The 13,979-nt window shown below is 65.8% G+C and carries 15 protein-coding genes and 1 pseudogene; 2 read left to right on the top strand and 14 right to left on the bottom strand.

All coding sequences use genetic code 11. The annotated features are described in order from the left end of the window. Positions 1-52 precede the first annotated feature (52 nt). The 3 genes from B9N72_RS16650 to B9N72_RS16640 form a co-directional block, all read right to left on the bottom strand. Positions 53-1,423 carry an MFS transporter gene (locus tag B9N72_RS16650; protein WP_085277409.1) on the bottom strand — a complete coding sequence of 457 codons (1,371 nt, stop codon included), beginning with the start codon at positions 1,421-1,423 and terminating at the stop codon, positions 53-55. A gap of 77 nt (positions 1,424-1,500) precedes the next feature. Further along, the gene (locus B9N72_RS16645) at positions 1,501-2,379 is read right to left on the bottom strand and encodes a shikimate dehydrogenase family protein (RefSeq protein ID WP_085277408.1); all 879 of its coding nucleotides are present in this window, start codon (positions 2,377-2,379) and stop codon (positions 1,501-1,503) included. 497 nt (positions 2,380-2,876) lie between these two features. Continuing rightward, positions 2,877-3,962, bottom strand: a complete 1,086-nt coding sequence (locus B9N72_RS16640) for a porin (RefSeq protein ID WP_085277407.1) — start codon at positions 3,960-3,962, stop codon at positions 2,877-2,879. A 619-nt stretch (positions 3,963-4,581) separates the two neighbouring features. On the opposite strand from B9N72_RS16640, the gene B9N72_RS16635 reads away from it, so the two are divergent. After that, positions 4,582-5,448, top strand: a complete 867-nt coding sequence (locus B9N72_RS16635; protein WP_085277406.1) for an IclR family transcriptional regulator domain-containing protein — start codon at positions 4,582-4,584, stop codon at positions 5,446-5,448. A gap of 213 nt (positions 5,449-5,661) precedes the next feature. On the opposite strand, the gene B9N72_RS16630 is transcribed toward B9N72_RS16635, so the two are convergent. The 4 genes and pseudogenes from B9N72_RS16630 to B9N72_RS16615 all read right to left on the bottom strand — a co-directional run. Then, on the bottom strand, positions 5,662-6,507 hold the full coding sequence (locus tag B9N72_RS16630; RefSeq protein WP_085277405.1) for a sugar phosphate isomerase/epimerase family protein: 846 nt from the start codon (positions 6,505-6,507) through the stop codon (positions 5,662-5,664). 13 nt (positions 6,508-6,520) lie between these two features. After that, positions 6,521-7,375: a 4-hydroxyphenylpyruvate dioxygenase family protein gene (locus tag B9N72_RS16625; RefSeq protein ID WP_085277404.1), complete on the bottom strand. Its 855-nt coding sequence runs from the start codon at positions 7,373-7,375 to the stop codon at positions 6,521-6,523. 161 nt (positions 7,376-7,536) lie between these two features. Continuing rightward, positions 7,537-8,556: a GntR family transcriptional regulator gene (locus tag B9N72_RS16620; RefSeq protein WP_234986022.1), complete on the bottom strand. Its 1,020-nt coding sequence runs from the start codon at positions 8,554-8,556 to the stop codon at positions 7,537-7,539. Between the two features lie 11 nt (positions 8,557-8,567). Further along, a pseudogene (locus tag B9N72_RS16615) lies at positions 8,568-8,738 on the bottom strand (aldehyde dehydrogenase family protein); the annotation flags it as partial. Here B9N72_RS16615 and B9N72_RS16610 point away from each other — a divergent pair. Further along, positions 8,689-8,865, top strand: coding sequence for a carboxymuconolactone decarboxylase family protein (locus B9N72_RS16610; protein ID WP_407681307.1), 177 nt, complete (start codon positions 8,689-8,691; stop codon positions 8,863-8,865). The pseudogene B9N72_RS16615 and the gene B9N72_RS16610 overlap by 50 nt on opposite strands. 83 nt (positions 8,866-8,948) lie before the next feature. On the opposite strand, the gene B9N72_RS16605 is transcribed toward B9N72_RS16610, so the two are convergent. The 7 genes from B9N72_RS16605 to lpxB all read right to left on the bottom strand — a co-directional run bounded on the left by B9N72_RS16605 (position 8,949) and on the right by lpxB (position 13,979). Then, positions 8,949-9,299, bottom strand: a complete 351-nt coding sequence (locus B9N72_RS16605; RefSeq protein WP_085277403.1) for a 2Fe-2S iron-sulfur cluster-binding protein — start codon at positions 9,297-9,299, stop codon at positions 8,949-8,951. Then, entirely contained in the window at positions 9,299-10,492 is a 1,194-nt protein-coding gene (locus B9N72_RS16600; protein ID WP_234986020.1) for a molybdopterin molybdotransferase MoeA, read from the bottom strand. Before B9N72_RS16600 ends, B9N72_RS16605 begins: the two co-directional genes overlap by 1 nt. Then, positions 10,479-10,988, bottom strand: coding sequence for a molybdopterin-guanine dinucleotide biosynthesis protein B (mobB, locus tag B9N72_RS16595; protein ID WP_085277401.1), 510 nt, complete (start codon positions 10,986-10,988; stop codon positions 10,479-10,481). The genes B9N72_RS16600 and mobB overlap by 14 nt, the downstream gene beginning before the upstream one ends. 344 nt (positions 10,989-11,332) lie before the next feature. Next, positions 11,333-11,557 carry a hypothetical protein gene (locus B9N72_RS16590; RefSeq protein WP_085277400.1) on the bottom strand — a complete coding sequence of 75 codons (225 nt, stop codon included), beginning with the start codon at positions 11,555-11,557 and terminating at the stop codon, positions 11,333-11,335. A gap of 175 nt (positions 11,558-11,732) precedes the next feature. Further along, entirely contained in the window at positions 11,733-12,218 is a 486-nt protein-coding gene (locus tag B9N72_RS16585; protein ID WP_085277399.1) for a DNA-deoxyinosine glycosylase, read from the bottom strand. Between the two features lie 7 nt (positions 12,219-12,225). Then, positions 12,226-12,807 (bottom strand): ribonuclease HII, encoded by a 582-nt coding sequence (gene rnhB, locus B9N72_RS16580; RefSeq protein WP_085277398.1) that lies wholly within the window; start codon positions 12,805-12,807, stop codon positions 12,226-12,228. Beyond that, a complete protein-coding gene (gene lpxB, locus B9N72_RS16575) occupies positions 12,804-13,979 on the bottom strand; it encodes a lipid-A-disaccharide synthase (RefSeq protein ID WP_085277397.1) in 1,176 nt (391 codons plus the stop codon). The genes rnhB and lpxB overlap by 4 nt, the downstream gene beginning before the upstream one ends.

The following is a 13,979-nucleotide window of genomic DNA, read 5'->3' as shown; positions in this document are numbered from 1 at the left end:
TCCGACCGGAACGCCGCGGCGGATCGCTGCCGCGTGCCCGGTACAAGAGTCATCACTTGCCGGCATAGAGCGCGACGTCACGTGCCGCCGCCTGGCGCTGGCGCGCGCCGTGCATGCCTTTGGCCAGAATCGCCAGCGCGGTGAGCGCGGCCGGCACCGACAGCGCGCCGAACACCTGCGCAAACGACCACCCCCAGGCCAGCATCTGCGCCCCGCCAAAGGCGCTCAGCACCGCACCCCAGCGGCCGATGCCGTGCATCCAGCTCGAACCGGTGGCACGCGCCTCGACCGGGAAAAAGCTGGCCGACAACGCGTTCATGCCGGTATTGGCGCCGTTGAAACAGAAGCCGATCACGAAGGAAAGCAGCACCACCAGGGCGAAGTGGCTTGCTACCAGGCCCAGCAGGTAGAGCATCGCCCCGCCGAACAGGTAGGCCAACGCCAGCAGCTTGTGCGGGTTGGTGCGGTCCATGCACCAGCCGAGGAACAGCGACCCCAACGGGCCGCCCAGCTGGAAGAACGCCGTCACCACGGCGGCGTCGCTGACGCTGTAGCCGGATTCTTTTACCAGGGTCGGCATCCAGCTGCCCATCAGGTACACCAGGAACAGCGCCGAGAAGTAGCCGAGCCACAGCATCAGGCTGCCGAACTTGTACTGCTTGGACAGCACGATCTTGATCGGGCTTTCGTTCGGTACCGCCACCGGGGCGCTCGACATCACGAAGGTGGAGTGCTCGTTGACCACGCCCGGGGCGAGCCGGTCGACAACCTTGCGGATCTGCTCGGCCGGAGCCTGCTTGGTGACCAGGAAGCGAACCGATTCCGGCAGCTTGAAGAACAGGATCGGCGCCACGAGCAGCGGCAGCACGCCGCCCAGCACCAGCACGCTGGCCCAGCCGAAGTTGGGAATCATCCAGGCTGCCAGGAAGCCGCCGCCGGCTGCGCCGACGGTGAAGCCGCAGAACACCACCGTCACCAGGAAGGAACGGCTGCGGTCCGGGGCGTACTCCGACACCAGCGTGCCAACGTTCGGCATCGCCGCGCCCAAGCCCAGGCCGGTCAGGAAGCGGAACACGATCAGGTGCGTGATGTCGGTCGACGCTGCCGTCGCCAGCGTCCAGACACCGAAGAAGAACACGCTGCACACCAGCACCACCTTGCGGCCGAAGCGGTCCGCCAGCGGGCCGGCGACCAGGGCGCCGATGGCAAGACCGGCCAGGGCGGCGCTGAGCACCGGCCCCAGCATCTGGTTGGTCACCCCCCATTCCTGCTTCAGTTGGGGCGCGATGAAGCCCATGATCGCGACGTCGAAACCATCGAGCGCGATGATGCAAAAGCCGAGCAACACCACCAGTTTCTGGCACAGCCCGATGGCGCGGTCATTGATCAACGCGCGAACGTCGATTGCAGTGGATACAGTCACGGTTTATCTCCTCCATTACATCAAAAGTGACGCAAGCGGTGCTTGCGCGACGGGCTCTCCCTGTCTTTGCGCGTCCGTCAGGACGCCTGCAGGGTGTCGAGCAATTCTTTGGGGTAAATCATGTCCCTGAGCGCGGAGGCGTCGTGCTCGATGCCAGCCGCCGCGGCCTCCAGGCCGAAAAAGCGCAGGTACAGCGGCGCCTGCTGGATCAGCATCTCGAAGCCGGGCTCGGCCTTGAGCGCGCGGGCGCGTGCCGAGCGCACCAGCGGGGTCGGCTGGTTCTTCATCAGCACGTCGAACACGGCGGCGCCGGCGTCGAGCCGCGTCACGTCGAACGGCACCGGATCGCCCTGCTTCATGCCGAGCGGCGAGGCGTTGACGACGAGATCGTAGCCGGCCGGGTCGTTGCTGGCGGCGGCACGGGTCTCGACCGGGAAGGCCTCGGCGATGCGCGCCGCCAGTTGCACGGCCTTGTCGCCGGCCGGATCGAAGACCGCGATCTCGGCGCTGCCGCACGACGCCAGCGCGGCGGCAATCGCCGAGGCGGCGCCACCGGCACCAATCAGCAGCACGCGCTTGCCGGTGTAGGCGATGTCGGCGCGTTCCAGTGCCTTGACGAAGCCCAGTCCGTCGAACAGGTCGCCCTCCAGCGCGCCGTCCGGAGCGCGGCGTACCGCGTTGACCGCCCCGGCCACCTGCGCCAGCCGGGAGCAGCGGTCGGCTACCGTCAGCGCCGCCGGTTTGTGCGGAATCGACAGGAACACGCCGTCCACATTGGGCGCCTTGAACACCGTCCTGAGCGTGGCGTCGAAGTCTTCCGCCTTGACGTTCAACGGCACCACCACGGCGTCGACGCCGTACCGGCGGAATACCAGGTTGAACAGTTCAGGCGCGCGGACCTGGTCGATCGGATCGGCGATCACGAAATACACGCGGGTGGAACCGGTGATCTTCATCAGACTCTTCCTAACTGGCTTACCTGGTCCCAGGGCTGAATGGCCTGTAGGGAACGGGGCGGCGATCGGCGCACGATCGCCAGGGCGGTAAATCCGGCCGACAACGGCCGCCTGCTATGAGGTCGCGCTAGCGCGATGTGCTCGTTCGAAAAGCGTGACGGAGAGCGGGAAGTCGATTGGAAGGGGACGCGATCGGACCGACCGGCAAGGCGCTCGCTTGAGCGGGCTGGCGGGTGGAAACGAGGAACGGGGCCACGGCGTTGATCATGATCATCCTCCAAATCAGAATGGGCGATTAACGCCCTTATGTTCTTATATCGAACTACAATGTAGGTCGGCCGTTACACGTCGTCAACTCCGATTATCGAATTATCGTTCGACTATCGAACGCAACAACTCTAGTCATGTCAGGCCCGGATTCCGATCGGCTTCGGCCAACCTTGGCCAAGAAAAAGACCCGCCCCGAAGGGGGCGGGCCTGGCGGGAACGGCAAACCCTCAGAAGTTCTTCCACATGCCGATGGCGATGGAGTGCTGCTTCGACATGACCGCGCCCGCCCCCGGCTGCACGGCGTTCGAACCCAGCACGTAGCCGGCGTTGTCATCGTTGTGCATCAGCGTGTAAAGCGCGTACACCTGGGTGGTCTTGCTCAGGATGCGGTTGTAGGCGATCGAGCCCATGCGCGCGCCACTGTCCGCCACCCCGGCCGCCCCGGTCCACGACGCTGCCTTGCCGAACTGGGCCGAGAACACGTTGAGACCGGCGGTGTAGCTGGCCATCGCGCCGTAGTAGTTGCGACTGCGGTCGTTGCCGCTGTTGTTGATGTTTTCCAGCTTGATGTGCTCGTACAGGCCGCCGAGGTAGACGTCGCCGAAGACATAGCCCGCAGCCAGCATGTGGGCGGTGCCGTCCTCGTAGAAGTTGGACGACAGGCCCTGCATGTCGCGGTTGTTCTGGAAACCGTAGCCGACGCGCAGCGGGCCGTCGTCGTACAGCACGTTGGCCGAAACCACCGAAGCCCCGTTCGACTTGACTTCCTTGCCGTTGGTGGCGTCGGTGGTCAGCGAATACTGGATGCGCGAGCTGAAGCCCTTGTACTTCGGAGTCTGGTAACTGATCGAGTTGCCCAGGCGCGTATCGAAGCCGCCGGTCTTGAGATCGCCGCCGTTGGCCCACATCGCGGCATCGTTGGAAATACCGGTGCCCTGCTGGAAGTTGTTGCCGGCGATGTAGTGCAGATCGTCGTAAGGCACCAGGAAGTTACCGGCTTTCAGGGTGCCGAAGGTGGCGTCGCTCAAACCCAGGAAGCTCTCGCGCGAGGCCCAGGTGCCGCCGCCGGCATCGACCGACACGCCCGACTCCACCTGCCAGATCGCCTTCAGGCCGTTCCCCAGGTCCTCACTGCCCTTGAAGCCGATACGCGAGGCATCGTTCTGCACCTTGGTCAGCGACGGCGACTCGGTCGTACCCGCCTTGGTACTTTCCAGGTCCATGTGGATACGGCCGTAGAGCGTGACATCGGCGTAGGCAAACGAGGTCATGCCCAGCGCCAGAGCGGCAATCAGTTGTTTCTTCTTCATCATGAGTCTTTCTCCTAGGTGGACACAGCTTTTTTGGTGTGGGGCAGCCTCGAACACGTCACCCGCCATTCCGGCACGCGGCCGATCCATCGGGATCGGGCATCCGGGAAGGGGGGCAAACTCGAAACCGCCGGCGGCCAGGCAAAGCCCGGCCGCCATCGACAGGAACGCCGATCGTTACGGCGTCCCGATCAAATCGGGGGCAACGCGGAAATGCGCGACATGGCAAGAACGCTGCGCACGGCAGCGGCCGGGTCGAACGTCAGGAAGGGGGAAGCGGGGGATGGGCCATGACTGTCTCTCCTAAGTCGTTTTGTGCGTTTAACGCACATATAGTTGTTTATCGAACAAACTGTAGCCAGCCGCCCTGGGCACGGTCAATACCGATAATCGAAATATTGTGCGATAGGCGAATAATCAACTATCCTGACGGTGCCGGTGAATGCGAGGCGATGCGGAAGGAGAAGGCCGACAGCCTGCATTCACGGGGACATGCGCTCCGCCCCAGGGCGGAGGGTGAACGATTGAACGAGGCGAAGGCGGCATGGACGCGCTAACGGAAATGACACACGGTCATCTGCACCGTGAGCCCGCCGCCCCACGCCATGACACGAGACGGCCCATGTACAACACTGAAGACCGCCCCGCCGAGGACCTGGAAGAGCAGTCCGGTCCCGACGAGAGCAGCGACGACACCCCTCAGACCGCCGCCGAGGACATCGCCTCGCAGAGTGGCGATCCCAACTTCATGACCTCGCTCGCCCGCGGCCTGACCGTGATCCAGGCGTTCTCGCAACAGCGCCGCCTGATGTCGATCTCGCAGATCAGCCAGAAGACCGGCATCCCGCGCGCCGCCGTGCGCCGCTGCCTGTATACGCTGAACAAGCTCGGCTTCGTCAGCGCCGAGGATGGCCGCAACTTCGCGCTGCGTCCGCGCATCCTGTCGCTGGGCCATGCCTACCTGGCCTCGACCCCGCTGGCCAAGGCGGCCCAGCCGGTACTGCGCCACATCAGCAACACGCTCAATGAATCGAGCTCAATCGCCATCCTCGACGGCGACGACATCCTCTACATCGCGCGTGCCTCGACTTCGCGCATCATGACCATCGACCTCGACATCGGCAGCCGGCTGCCCGCCGCCTACACCTCGATGGGGCGCGTCCTGCTGGCCAGCCTGCCGGCCGAAGAGCGCGAAGCCCAGCTGGCCCGCGCCAAGCTGATCAAGTACACCTCGCACACCCTGATCACCGTGGACGATCTGCGCGCCGAACTGGAGAAGGTGCGTGCGCAAGGCTATGCCATCGTCGACCAGGAGCTGGAAATCGGGCTGCGCTCGATCGCCGTGCCGATCGCGGCATCGGACGGCAAGGTGGTGGCGGCGATGAACATCGGCGTGCAGGCCGGGCGCGTCTCGCTGAGCGATCTGGAAACCCGCATCCTGCCGGTGCTGCAGGCCGGTTCCAACGAGCTGTCGCTGCTGCTGCCCTAAGCGGCCTGCCATACCATCCCGGCAGCCGCGCCGCCCCGCCCTCGGTTTGCCGCACGCATAAAAAAACGGACGGGAAGACCCGTCCGCCACTACCTGGGAAATCGCCAGGTGCACACACCAACACAAACAACGTTAACCCTCCCGGCCCTGGCCGGAAGCGAGGGGATTAGTACGCCGGCAGCACATCGTCGCCAGGCGCCGGAAACAGCGCGTTCAGCCCGGCCGCAGCTGCGAAGAGAGCCATTCCACCGCCTGCCCTGCCCGCTGCAGCACCAGCGACGGAGGGCAATGCTGATAATCGTCGTTGGCGACCTCGAAGGCGTAGCGGCCGCGATAGCCGCCCGCCTCCAGCCGGCTCACCAGTTCCACCAGCGCCCGGCTGTGCTCACCCTCGCCCGGGAAAAAGCGATGATGCAGGGAGAGCTCCACCATCTCGTCGAGCGCCGGCACGTAGTCGTACATCGCGTCGGAGAGCTGCACCAGAAACAGGCGCTCCAGCGGAATGGCGTGCAGGTCGTCCGGCTGCATGCCGCGGGCGAACAGGTGGAACGAATCCAGCACCAGGCCGACGTTTCCCCGGCCGACCCGCTCGATCACCTGCCAGGCACCGGGGTAGTCCGCAACGTGGCGCCCCCAGGCCAGCGGCTCGTAGCCGATGCGCAAGCCGAGGGGCGTCGCCAGTGCGGAGAGCAGCTGCAGGTGCTGCACGATGGTATCGAGGTCGCCGCTGGCTTGCGGCGAGGTCGACGACGACACCAGCAAGAGATCGGCCCCGGTCTGCTGCGCCATGCGCAGCATCGATTTGGCGATGTCGATCTTGTAGTCGAGGAAGCGGCCACCCAGCCCTTCGAAGTCGCGCAGCGCCAAGAAGCCGCTGACGGCCAGCTGGCTGTCGCGCACCCGGCGCACCGCCTGCTCCAGGCCGCCGGTCTGCTCGCCCACCAGATCTTTGGCCGACAGCGTCACAGCCGAAAAACCGGCCGCGGCGATGGCCGCCAACTTGTCTTCCAGCGCCCCGGCAAGGGCGGTGGTATCGATGGCAAAACGGGATCGTTCCATGATCGGCACCGTGTCAGTCAGCCTGCGAGGCCATTTCGAATTGCACCAGCCCCGGCTCGTGCAGCGTGTGCAGCACCCGTGGGGCATAGGCGTCCGGCGTCAGCGATTCGCCCAGCCGTACCCCCCGCCGCGCCAGCTCGGCGGCCGCGGCGGGCAGATCGGGCGCCAGCAGCCGCACGGCATGCAGGCCTTCGCGCCCGCCTTCGCCCCGTTCACCCACGGCGGTCTCCAGGCGGATGCGCACCTTGCCGCACGGGCTTTCAATCAGGCTCTCGCCGGCCACGCTCTGCGGATAGGCGCGAAAACCGAACAGGTGGGCATAAAAGTCTTGCCACTCCTTGAGCCGGCCAAGCTGAACCCGCTGGACCAGCTGATCGACCGCGTTGAGCAGCGGCGGCGCCTGGCCAGCCTCGGCGCCGGTCAGCCAGACAAAATCGACGTCGTAGATGGAGTGGTCCTGGTAGCGGTCGACCAGATAGATCAGCGAGCCCCCCACCCCCTGAAACGCGGGAATGCGCAACTCCATCACCCCGGGGGCGCTGTCCACTTCCCAGCCCCCTCGCTCATTGGCGTAGCGTGTCGCGAGTGCCGCATCGCGGACCCGGAAAGCCACGGCGCAGATGCCCGAACCCTGCTGCTGCGCGTACTGGTGGGCGTGCCCGACCTCTTCGCCGTTGACGATGAAGTTGATCGAACCTTGCCGGTACAGCAGCACGTTCTTCGAGCGATGCCGCGCCACGGCGCTGAAGCCCAGCGCTTCGAGATGACGCCCCAGACGGACGGGTTCGGTGCTTGCAAACTCCACAAACTCGATGCCGTCCATTCCCATGGGATTGGCCGCGTCTCCCTGAGTGTTCGAGTTAACCATGACGTTCCTCAGCAGAGTGATTCTTTACATGCTCGTCGTGATGCGACGTGGCAAACGCCTTGCGAGCGGGGGACGGGGCGATAGAAGCCGCAGCCTCCTTGCACACCCAGCCACCGATCCATCGGCTCGTCATTTTCATTGTCCGAAAACCGCTCGCTTAATCAAGTGGCATTGCAAGGCTGTCCACCGATAAATGACCGATAAACGCACAAATAGTTCGAATATCGGCCATCAATGTAGTGAGTGGCAGCCATGACGTCAAGGAGCATGCCGGCAAAGATGTTCGATGATCGAACCGGCAGGGTTTGGCGCGCACGATGCCCCACCGAGACGGCTTGGACGGCAGGCGCTGTGCTCCGGAACGAAGACCGGGATGCCGGGCGGGAGAACGCCGCGCACGGCGGAGAAAACGGGGCGGCCAGCACGTGGCCGCCCGCGTTCACAGGACAGGAATCAGGAGAAGCCGGCCAGGGCCGCCGCCTCGAGATCGGCCTCCTGGCTGGCGTCGGCCACTTCGGCCAACTTTCTAGCAGCGATATCGGCAACACGCCGGACGTGAGCCACCGACGCGTCATGCGCAGACTGGGCATCGCGCCGCTTGAGCGCAGCAGGCGCATCTCCGCTGCGGCCTCGGTGGCACGGCCCGCCGAGCTGATGGTCATGGCGCGCAGGCGGTTGATGCGGGCGTTGAGCGACTGCACGATCTCCCAGGCCATGGTCTGGCCGCTGCCCTCGAACATCAGTTCGTAGAACGCGGAGGTGCTGGCCAGCACCTCATGGAAATCGTTACGGGCGAAGGCCGCCTGGATTTCCTCGTTGATGGCGGCCAGGCGCTCGATGGTCTCGTCGTCGGCGCGCTCGGCGCACAGCCGGGCGGCGTGGCCTTCCAGCAGGGCGCGAATCTCGTAGATCTGCGCCGCTTTGTCGGTGTCGAGCGTGGCCACCACCGGGCCCTGATGCGGGATCGACTCGACCAGGCCCTCGGTCTCCAGGTGGCGCAGCACTTCCCTGACAATGGAGCGGCTGACGCCCAGCTCTTCACACAAGGAGCGTTCCACCAGGCGCTCGCCGGGCTTGAAATAGGCGCTGAGGATGGCGTCGCGCATCTTCTCCAGCGTCAACTCGCGCAGCGTCTTGACGCTACGGTCTATCTTCAGCGAACTGCTGCCCTTGGGTGACATGGCCGACCTCCTTATTGAATGCCACCAAGACAGAGGTATTTGATTTCGAGGTAATCCTCGATGCCGTAGCGCGACTCTTTCCGGCCGCAGCCGGACTGCTTGATCCCGCCAAACGGCGCCACTTCAGTGGAAATGAGGCCGGTGTTGACCCCCACCATGCCCGCTTCGATCGCCTCGGCGACGAAACGGAACACCAAGGAAGAAATCGTCGAGGCGATCCTGCAGATCGCCATCTATTGCGGGGTGCCCGCCGCCATTGATGCCATGCGCATTGCGCGCGAGGTGTTGAATGCCGAGAGCTCGGCTTGATGCTGGCGTCAGAGAATGCTTGCAGGCGTTGATAATACCGTTTAGAGCACACGGGCGGAACGGCCCCTGCCCGTGTTCACACTCTACTCCGCCGGCGGCAGCAACACGCGCCAGTCGGTCTCGTCCAGCGTCAGATGACAGGCCAGGCGCCAGGTGTCGGCGGTATCCGGCCACTCCTCGGCGGCGGCCATGGCGGCGTCGATCAGCCCGGCGCGCAGCATCACGTTGCGCTCCTTTCGGCCAACCTTGACGGTGCCGGGCTGGCCCAGGTGTTCGACACGCACCTTGCAGGTGCCGCAGGTGCCCTGGCCGCAGCGCCAGTGCAGCGGCAGCTCGTGAAAGCGCGCGACGTCGATCAGCACATCGCCCGCTTCGGCAGCCACCTCCTCCAGCACCTGCCCGCTGGATTGATCGATAAAGCGGACGATCGGCATCAAAACTCCAGGGCGATGAAATCGACCAAATCGCCGGCCGCGACGGCCTGCCCCGGCGCCAGGCGCACCAGCCCGTCGGCCCAGGCGCACGAGGTCAGCACCCCCGAGCCCTGGTTGGGGTAGCGCTCCAGCACGGTCTGGCCATCGCGCACCACACGCCGCACGCGCAGGAACTCCACGCGCTTGGCGTCGGGACGAGTCCAGTCGAAGGCGGCGGGATAGCGCACCGTCGTCGCGCCGGCCGCGTCGGCCACGCCGGCGCGCCGCTGCAGGAAGGCCTTCACCAGCACCGCGAAGGTGACGAAGCCCGACACTGGGTTGCCCGGCAGGCCGATGAAGTCGGCGCCGCCGACCTTGCCGCTGGCCAGCGGCTTGCCCGGCTTGATGGCGATCTTCCACAGATCGAGCGCCCCCTCGGCCTCCACCGCGGCCTTGACGTGATCCTCCTCGCCCACCGACACCCCGCCGCAGGTCATGATGACGTCGGCAAAGTCGGCGGCGTCGCGCAGGGCCTCGCGCGTGGCCTGCAGCTCGTCGGGGATGATGCCCAGGTCGCTCACCTCGCAGCCCAGCTGCATCAACGCCGGCACCAGCCAGTAGCGGTTGGAGTTGTAGATCTGGCCCGGTCCCAGCGGCAGCCCCGGCTCGACCAGTTCGTCGCCGGTGAAGAACACTGCGACGCGCAGTGGGCGCACCACCGTCACCTCGGCGATGCCGAGTGAGGCAAGCAGGCCGATATCGGCGGTGGAAAGACGCTGACCGGTGGCCAGCACGGTCTGGCCGTTGGCGATATCTTCGCCGGCACGGCGAATGTTCTGGCCGCCGACGGGCGCCTTTTGAATCGCGACGCGGCCGTCCTCAAGCACCTCGCACTGCTCCTGCATCACCACCGCGTCGGCCCCGGCCGGAATCGGCGCGCCGGTAAAGATGCGCGCCACGCTGCCCGGCTGCAGCGCATCGGGCACATGGCCCGCCGGGATGCGCTGCGACACCGGCAAAGGTTGGCCGAAGTCGGCCACGCGCAAGGCATAGCCATCCATGGCGCTGTTGTCGTGCGGCGGCACGTCCAGGGTGGCCACCACCGGCACCGCCAGCACGCGGCCGCAGGCCTCCAGCAAGGAAACAGTTTCGGTCTCGGTCACGGCGTCGGCGCGCGACAGCAGCCAGCTCGCGGCCTCGTCAACGGTCAGCATGTTTTGCATCGGGTAGGGTACTCAACAGAAAAGCGACGATGCCGGCGATATCGTCTCGATGAAACTGCGGCAAAGTCGTGTCGATGGGGACGTCGCCAACCACGGCCAGTACCTGGGGATCGTCCGGGTACAGGCGCGGACTGGCGAGCGCGCTATTGATCACTTCGATCTTGGGCACCGGGGCGTGCTTGAAGCCCTCGGCCAGCACCAGGTCACACGGCGTGAGCCGCGCCACGTGTTCCAGCAGCGGGTGATCGTTGCTGCCGGGCAGCTCTTCCACCAGCAACCGGCGCCGGCCGGCCGCCAGCAGCACCTGCCGCGCCCCGGCCTGACGATGGCGCCAGCTGTCCTTGCCCGGCACGTCCCAGTCGACGTCGTGGTGAGTGTGCTTGATCACCGCCACATCGAGCCCATGGGCCACGAACCGGGGCAACAGCCGTTCAATCAAGGTGGTTTTGCCACTGCCGGAATAGCCGGCAAAGCCGATCACGTGCATCGTTCAGCATCCGCAAGAATCTGGGCCCGGCGCACAGGCCGGGCGGAACAAGGCGATGATAACACGCAGGGGGATGCCACCTAATCGGGCGAAATGACTAGTCTCGGCTCACCCGGTGCAGGGGGAAGGAAATCGCCACGAGCGGCCCTGAGCGGGGTAAGGACCGTGCGGCAACCGCAATGCACACGCTGTTCGGGAGGATGTCTCAGCACGGCGCGAACCCCTGCGTACACAGCCATCGCTGAGCCAATCGAAGATTGGCAAGCAGGGATGCGCCCATCGAAAGATTGACACGCAGTGCGCATGAGCCCGATCGGGGGCGCGGCAGATCCATTCAGCCGCGTTCAGGCGGCGTGCGACAGGCTTGCGTCGTTGCCCTGCACGTCCTCGGGGTCCTCGAAGCGTTTCCAGTCGATGATCATCACTTCGGTCAGCCCGCAATCGATCGCCAGCTGTGCCTCGATCTCCTCCAGTACTTGGTGGCAATGAATCGAGCCGTTCAGCGCCACCTCGGCGCGGCGCACCACCTTGTCGTCAGGCGTGGCAAACCAGATGCAATAGCGGTTCATGACGGCCTCCGATCAACCGGTCAGTCAGAGCGCTTGCAACAAACTCGGCAGCCCGCCCCGCCCAGCCCCGCGCTGCTCGCCGAATCCACGATACGGCGACGCTTCTCGAGCCACCCAGGAGCGCGGCAATGACCGCAGGGAATCCCTGTAGGGCGATGTTTCTCGCAAGCCCATACTACATATATCGGCGCAATTGCAGCCAGATCGCAAGCTTTTCTTCGTAGGGACGGGTATAGGCCGGGCTGGAAGACGGCAGCGCCAGCAAGGCCAAGGGGCTTCCGGCCAGGCTTTTCGCCGCCTTGAACGCCGTGCCGCCGTTGAATCCAATCGCCTCGAGCCGGGGAAGGGAACGCGTCAGCGCCAGGAGGTCATTGTGCTCAATGTCGTTGAGCGCGGCATCCAGGCTGCCCTGACGCCGCGCCTGTGCCACCACGTCCCACAGCCCGACACGATGTTCGAGCAGGCAGCCGAGCCGGTCGGCATACGGCATCTCGCCCAAGGGCTCGTCCAGCACCTCGCCCAAGAGGCGCCAGAACTGGTTGCGTGGGTGGGCATAATACTGGCTGGCCGCCAGCGAGGCCTCTCCCGGCAGCGAGCCCAGGATCAGCAGGCGCACCTCGGGCGAGACGACGGGAGGAAAGCATTGCTTGCGATTCGCCATGCCCGATCTAGAACAACTGGCCCTGCTGCCGCGCCAGCCACGCCTTGACCGGGCCGAAGGTGCGGCGGTGCTCCGGCAGCACGCCGAAACGCTCGATCGCCGCCAGGTGCTCGGCGGTCGGGTAGCCCTTGTGGCGGGCGAAACCGAACTCGGGATGCAAGGCGTCGAGCGCCACCAGCTCGGCGTCGCGCGCGGTCTTGGCGAGGATGGACGCGGCCGAGATGGCCGGCTCCAGCGCATCGCCCTTGACGATGGCGCGCGCCGGCACGGCGATACCCTTGGGCACACGGTTGCCGTCGATCAGCACTTCGCCCGGCAACACGGAGAGTCCGGCCACGGCGCGGCTCATCGCCAGCATGGTGGCCTGCAGGATGTTGAGCCGGTCGATCTCGTCGACACTCGCACTGGCGATGCACCAGGCGAGCGAGCGCTCGCGGATTTGCGGCGCCAGCTCGTCGCGCTGCTTTTCGGAAAGTTTCTTGGAATCGGCCAGCCCGACAATCGGTCGGGCCGGGTCGAGGATCACCGCCGCCGCGAACACCGCCCCGGCGAGCGGCCCCCTGCCCGCCTCGTCGACCCCGGCGATCATGCCGGCACTCCCGCCACCTGCAGCACCGCATCGGCGGCAAGCTCGGCGGTATCCTGCCTCAGCTCGCGGTGCAGCGCGGTGAAACGGGCGGTGAGCGCCTGCCTAGCCGGCTCGTCATCGTAGAGCGCGGCCACGGCTTCGGCCAACCTTTCCGGCGTGGCGTCGTACTGCAGCAGCTCCGGCACCACCGAGTCGCCCAAGAGGATGTTGGGCAGGCCGACCCACGGCAACTTCAGCTTGCGCTTGACCAGACGGTAGGTGAGCCACGACAGTTTGTAGGTGATCACCATCGGCTTCTTGGTAAGCGCCACCTCCAGCGTCGAGGTGCCGCTCTTCACCAGCACCACGTCGCTGGCAATCATCGCCATCTGCGCGTGGCCGAACAGCTTGCGGATCGGCAAATCCCAGGCCTTGAGCCGGGACAGCATCTGGTCGAAGGCATCGAGCGTCGCCCGCGTCGCCAGCGGCACCAGGAACTGCGCCGCCGGATAGCGCTCATGCAGCAACCGCGCCGTCTTGACGAAGATTTCGCCCAGGTAGTCGATCTCGCTGACGCGGCTGCCCGGCAGGAGCGCAAATACCGGCCCTCCCGGCGGCAAACCGAGCTGCTCGCGCATCGCGGCGGTATCCGGCGCCAGCGGAATTTCCCCCGCCAGCGGATGGCCGACGAAGGTCACCGGCACGCCGGCCTTTTCATACAGCGGCGGCTCCATCGGAAACAGGCACAGCACCCGATCGGCCGCATCGCCGATCTTCTGCACCCGCTCCGGGCGCCACGCCCAGACCGACGGGCTGACGTAGTGGACGGTACGAATGCCCTTCTTTTTCAGCGACTTCTCGAGCCCAAGGTTGAAATCCGGGGCGTCGATGCCGACGAACACATCGGGCCGCTCGGCGATCAGGGCATCACGCAGATTGGCGCGGATGCGCAAGAGCTCCGGCAGGCGCGACAGCACCTCGGCGTAACCGCGCACCGCCAGCCGCTCCTGCGGCACCACCGAGTAGAGACCCTGCGCCTGCATCCGGGGCCCGCCGATACCGGCAAACTCGATGTCAGGGTGGCGCGCCTTGAGCGCCGCCATCAGGTGCGCGCCCAGCAGGTCGCCCGACGCCTCGCCGGCCACCATGGCGACCTTCAACGCGCCGCTTCGCTTGAACAAGGGTTCCGGCAT

It is taken from the genome of Pseudogulbenkiania subflava DSM 22618 (assembly GCF_900177275.1).
GTDB classification, from domain to species: Bacteria; Pseudomonadota; Gammaproteobacteria; order Burkholderiales; family Chromobacteriaceae; genus Pseudogulbenkiania; species Pseudogulbenkiania subflava.
The sequence above is the reverse complement of the archived record's forward strand: the minus strand, read 5'-3'. Positions and strand labels throughout refer to the sequence as shown.

Excerpts from the sequence above, each read along its gene's own strand:
- mobB (WP_085277401.1), bottom strand. The coding sequence starts at position 10,988 with ATGCACGTGATCGGCTTTGCCGGCTATTCCGGCAGTGGCAAAACCACC.
- B9N72_RS16630 (WP_085277405.1), bottom strand. The coding sequence starts at position 6,507 with ATGGAACGATCCCGTTTTGCCATCGATACCACCGCCCTTGCCGGGGCG.
- B9N72_RS16620 (WP_234986022.1), bottom strand. The coding sequence starts at position 8,556 with ATGTCACCCAAGGGCAGCAGTTCGCTGAAGATAGACCGTAGCGTCAAG.
- B9N72_RS16605 (WP_085277403.1), bottom strand. The coding sequence starts at position 9,299 with ATGCCGATCGTCCGCTTTATCGATCAATCCAGCGGGCAGGTGCTGGAG.
- rnhB (WP_085277398.1), bottom strand. The coding sequence starts at position 12,807 with ATGATCGCCGGGGTCGACGAGGCGGGCAGGGGGCCGCTCGCCGGGGCG.
- B9N72_RS16610 (WP_407681307.1), top strand. The coding sequence starts at position 8,689 with ATGAGGCCGGTGTTGACCCCCACCATGCCCGCTTCGATCGCCTCGGCG.
- lpxB (WP_085277397.1), bottom strand. The coding sequence starts at position 13,979 with ATGCCGGAACCCTTGTTCAAGCGAAGCGGCGCGTTGAAGGTCGCCATG.
- B9N72_RS16625 (WP_085277404.1), bottom strand. The coding sequence starts at position 7,375 with ATGGTTAACTCGAACACTCAGGGAGACGCGGCCAATCCCATGGGAATG.
- B9N72_RS16635 (WP_085277406.1), top strand. The coding sequence starts at position 4,582 with ATGTACAACACTGAAGACCGCCCCGCCGAGGACCTGGAAGAGCAGTCC.
- B9N72_RS16600 (WP_234986020.1), bottom strand. The coding sequence starts at position 10,492 with ATGCTGACCGTTGACGAGGCCGCGAGCTGGCTGCTGTCGCGCGCCGAC.
- B9N72_RS16585 (WP_085277399.1), bottom strand. The coding sequence starts at position 12,218 with ATGGCGAATCGCAAGCAATGCTTTCCTCCCGTCGTCTCGCCCGAGGTG.
- B9N72_RS16640 (WP_085277407.1), bottom strand. The coding sequence starts at position 3,962 with ATGATGAAGAAGAAACAACTGATTGCCGCTCTGGCGCTGGGCATGACC.
- B9N72_RS16590 (WP_085277400.1), bottom strand. The coding sequence starts at position 11,557 with ATGAACCGCTATTGCATCTGGTTTGCCACGCCTGACGACAAGGTGGTG.
- B9N72_RS16645 (WP_085277408.1), bottom strand. The coding sequence starts at position 2,379 with ATGAAGATCACCGGTTCCACCCGCGTGTATTTCGTGATCGCCGATCCG.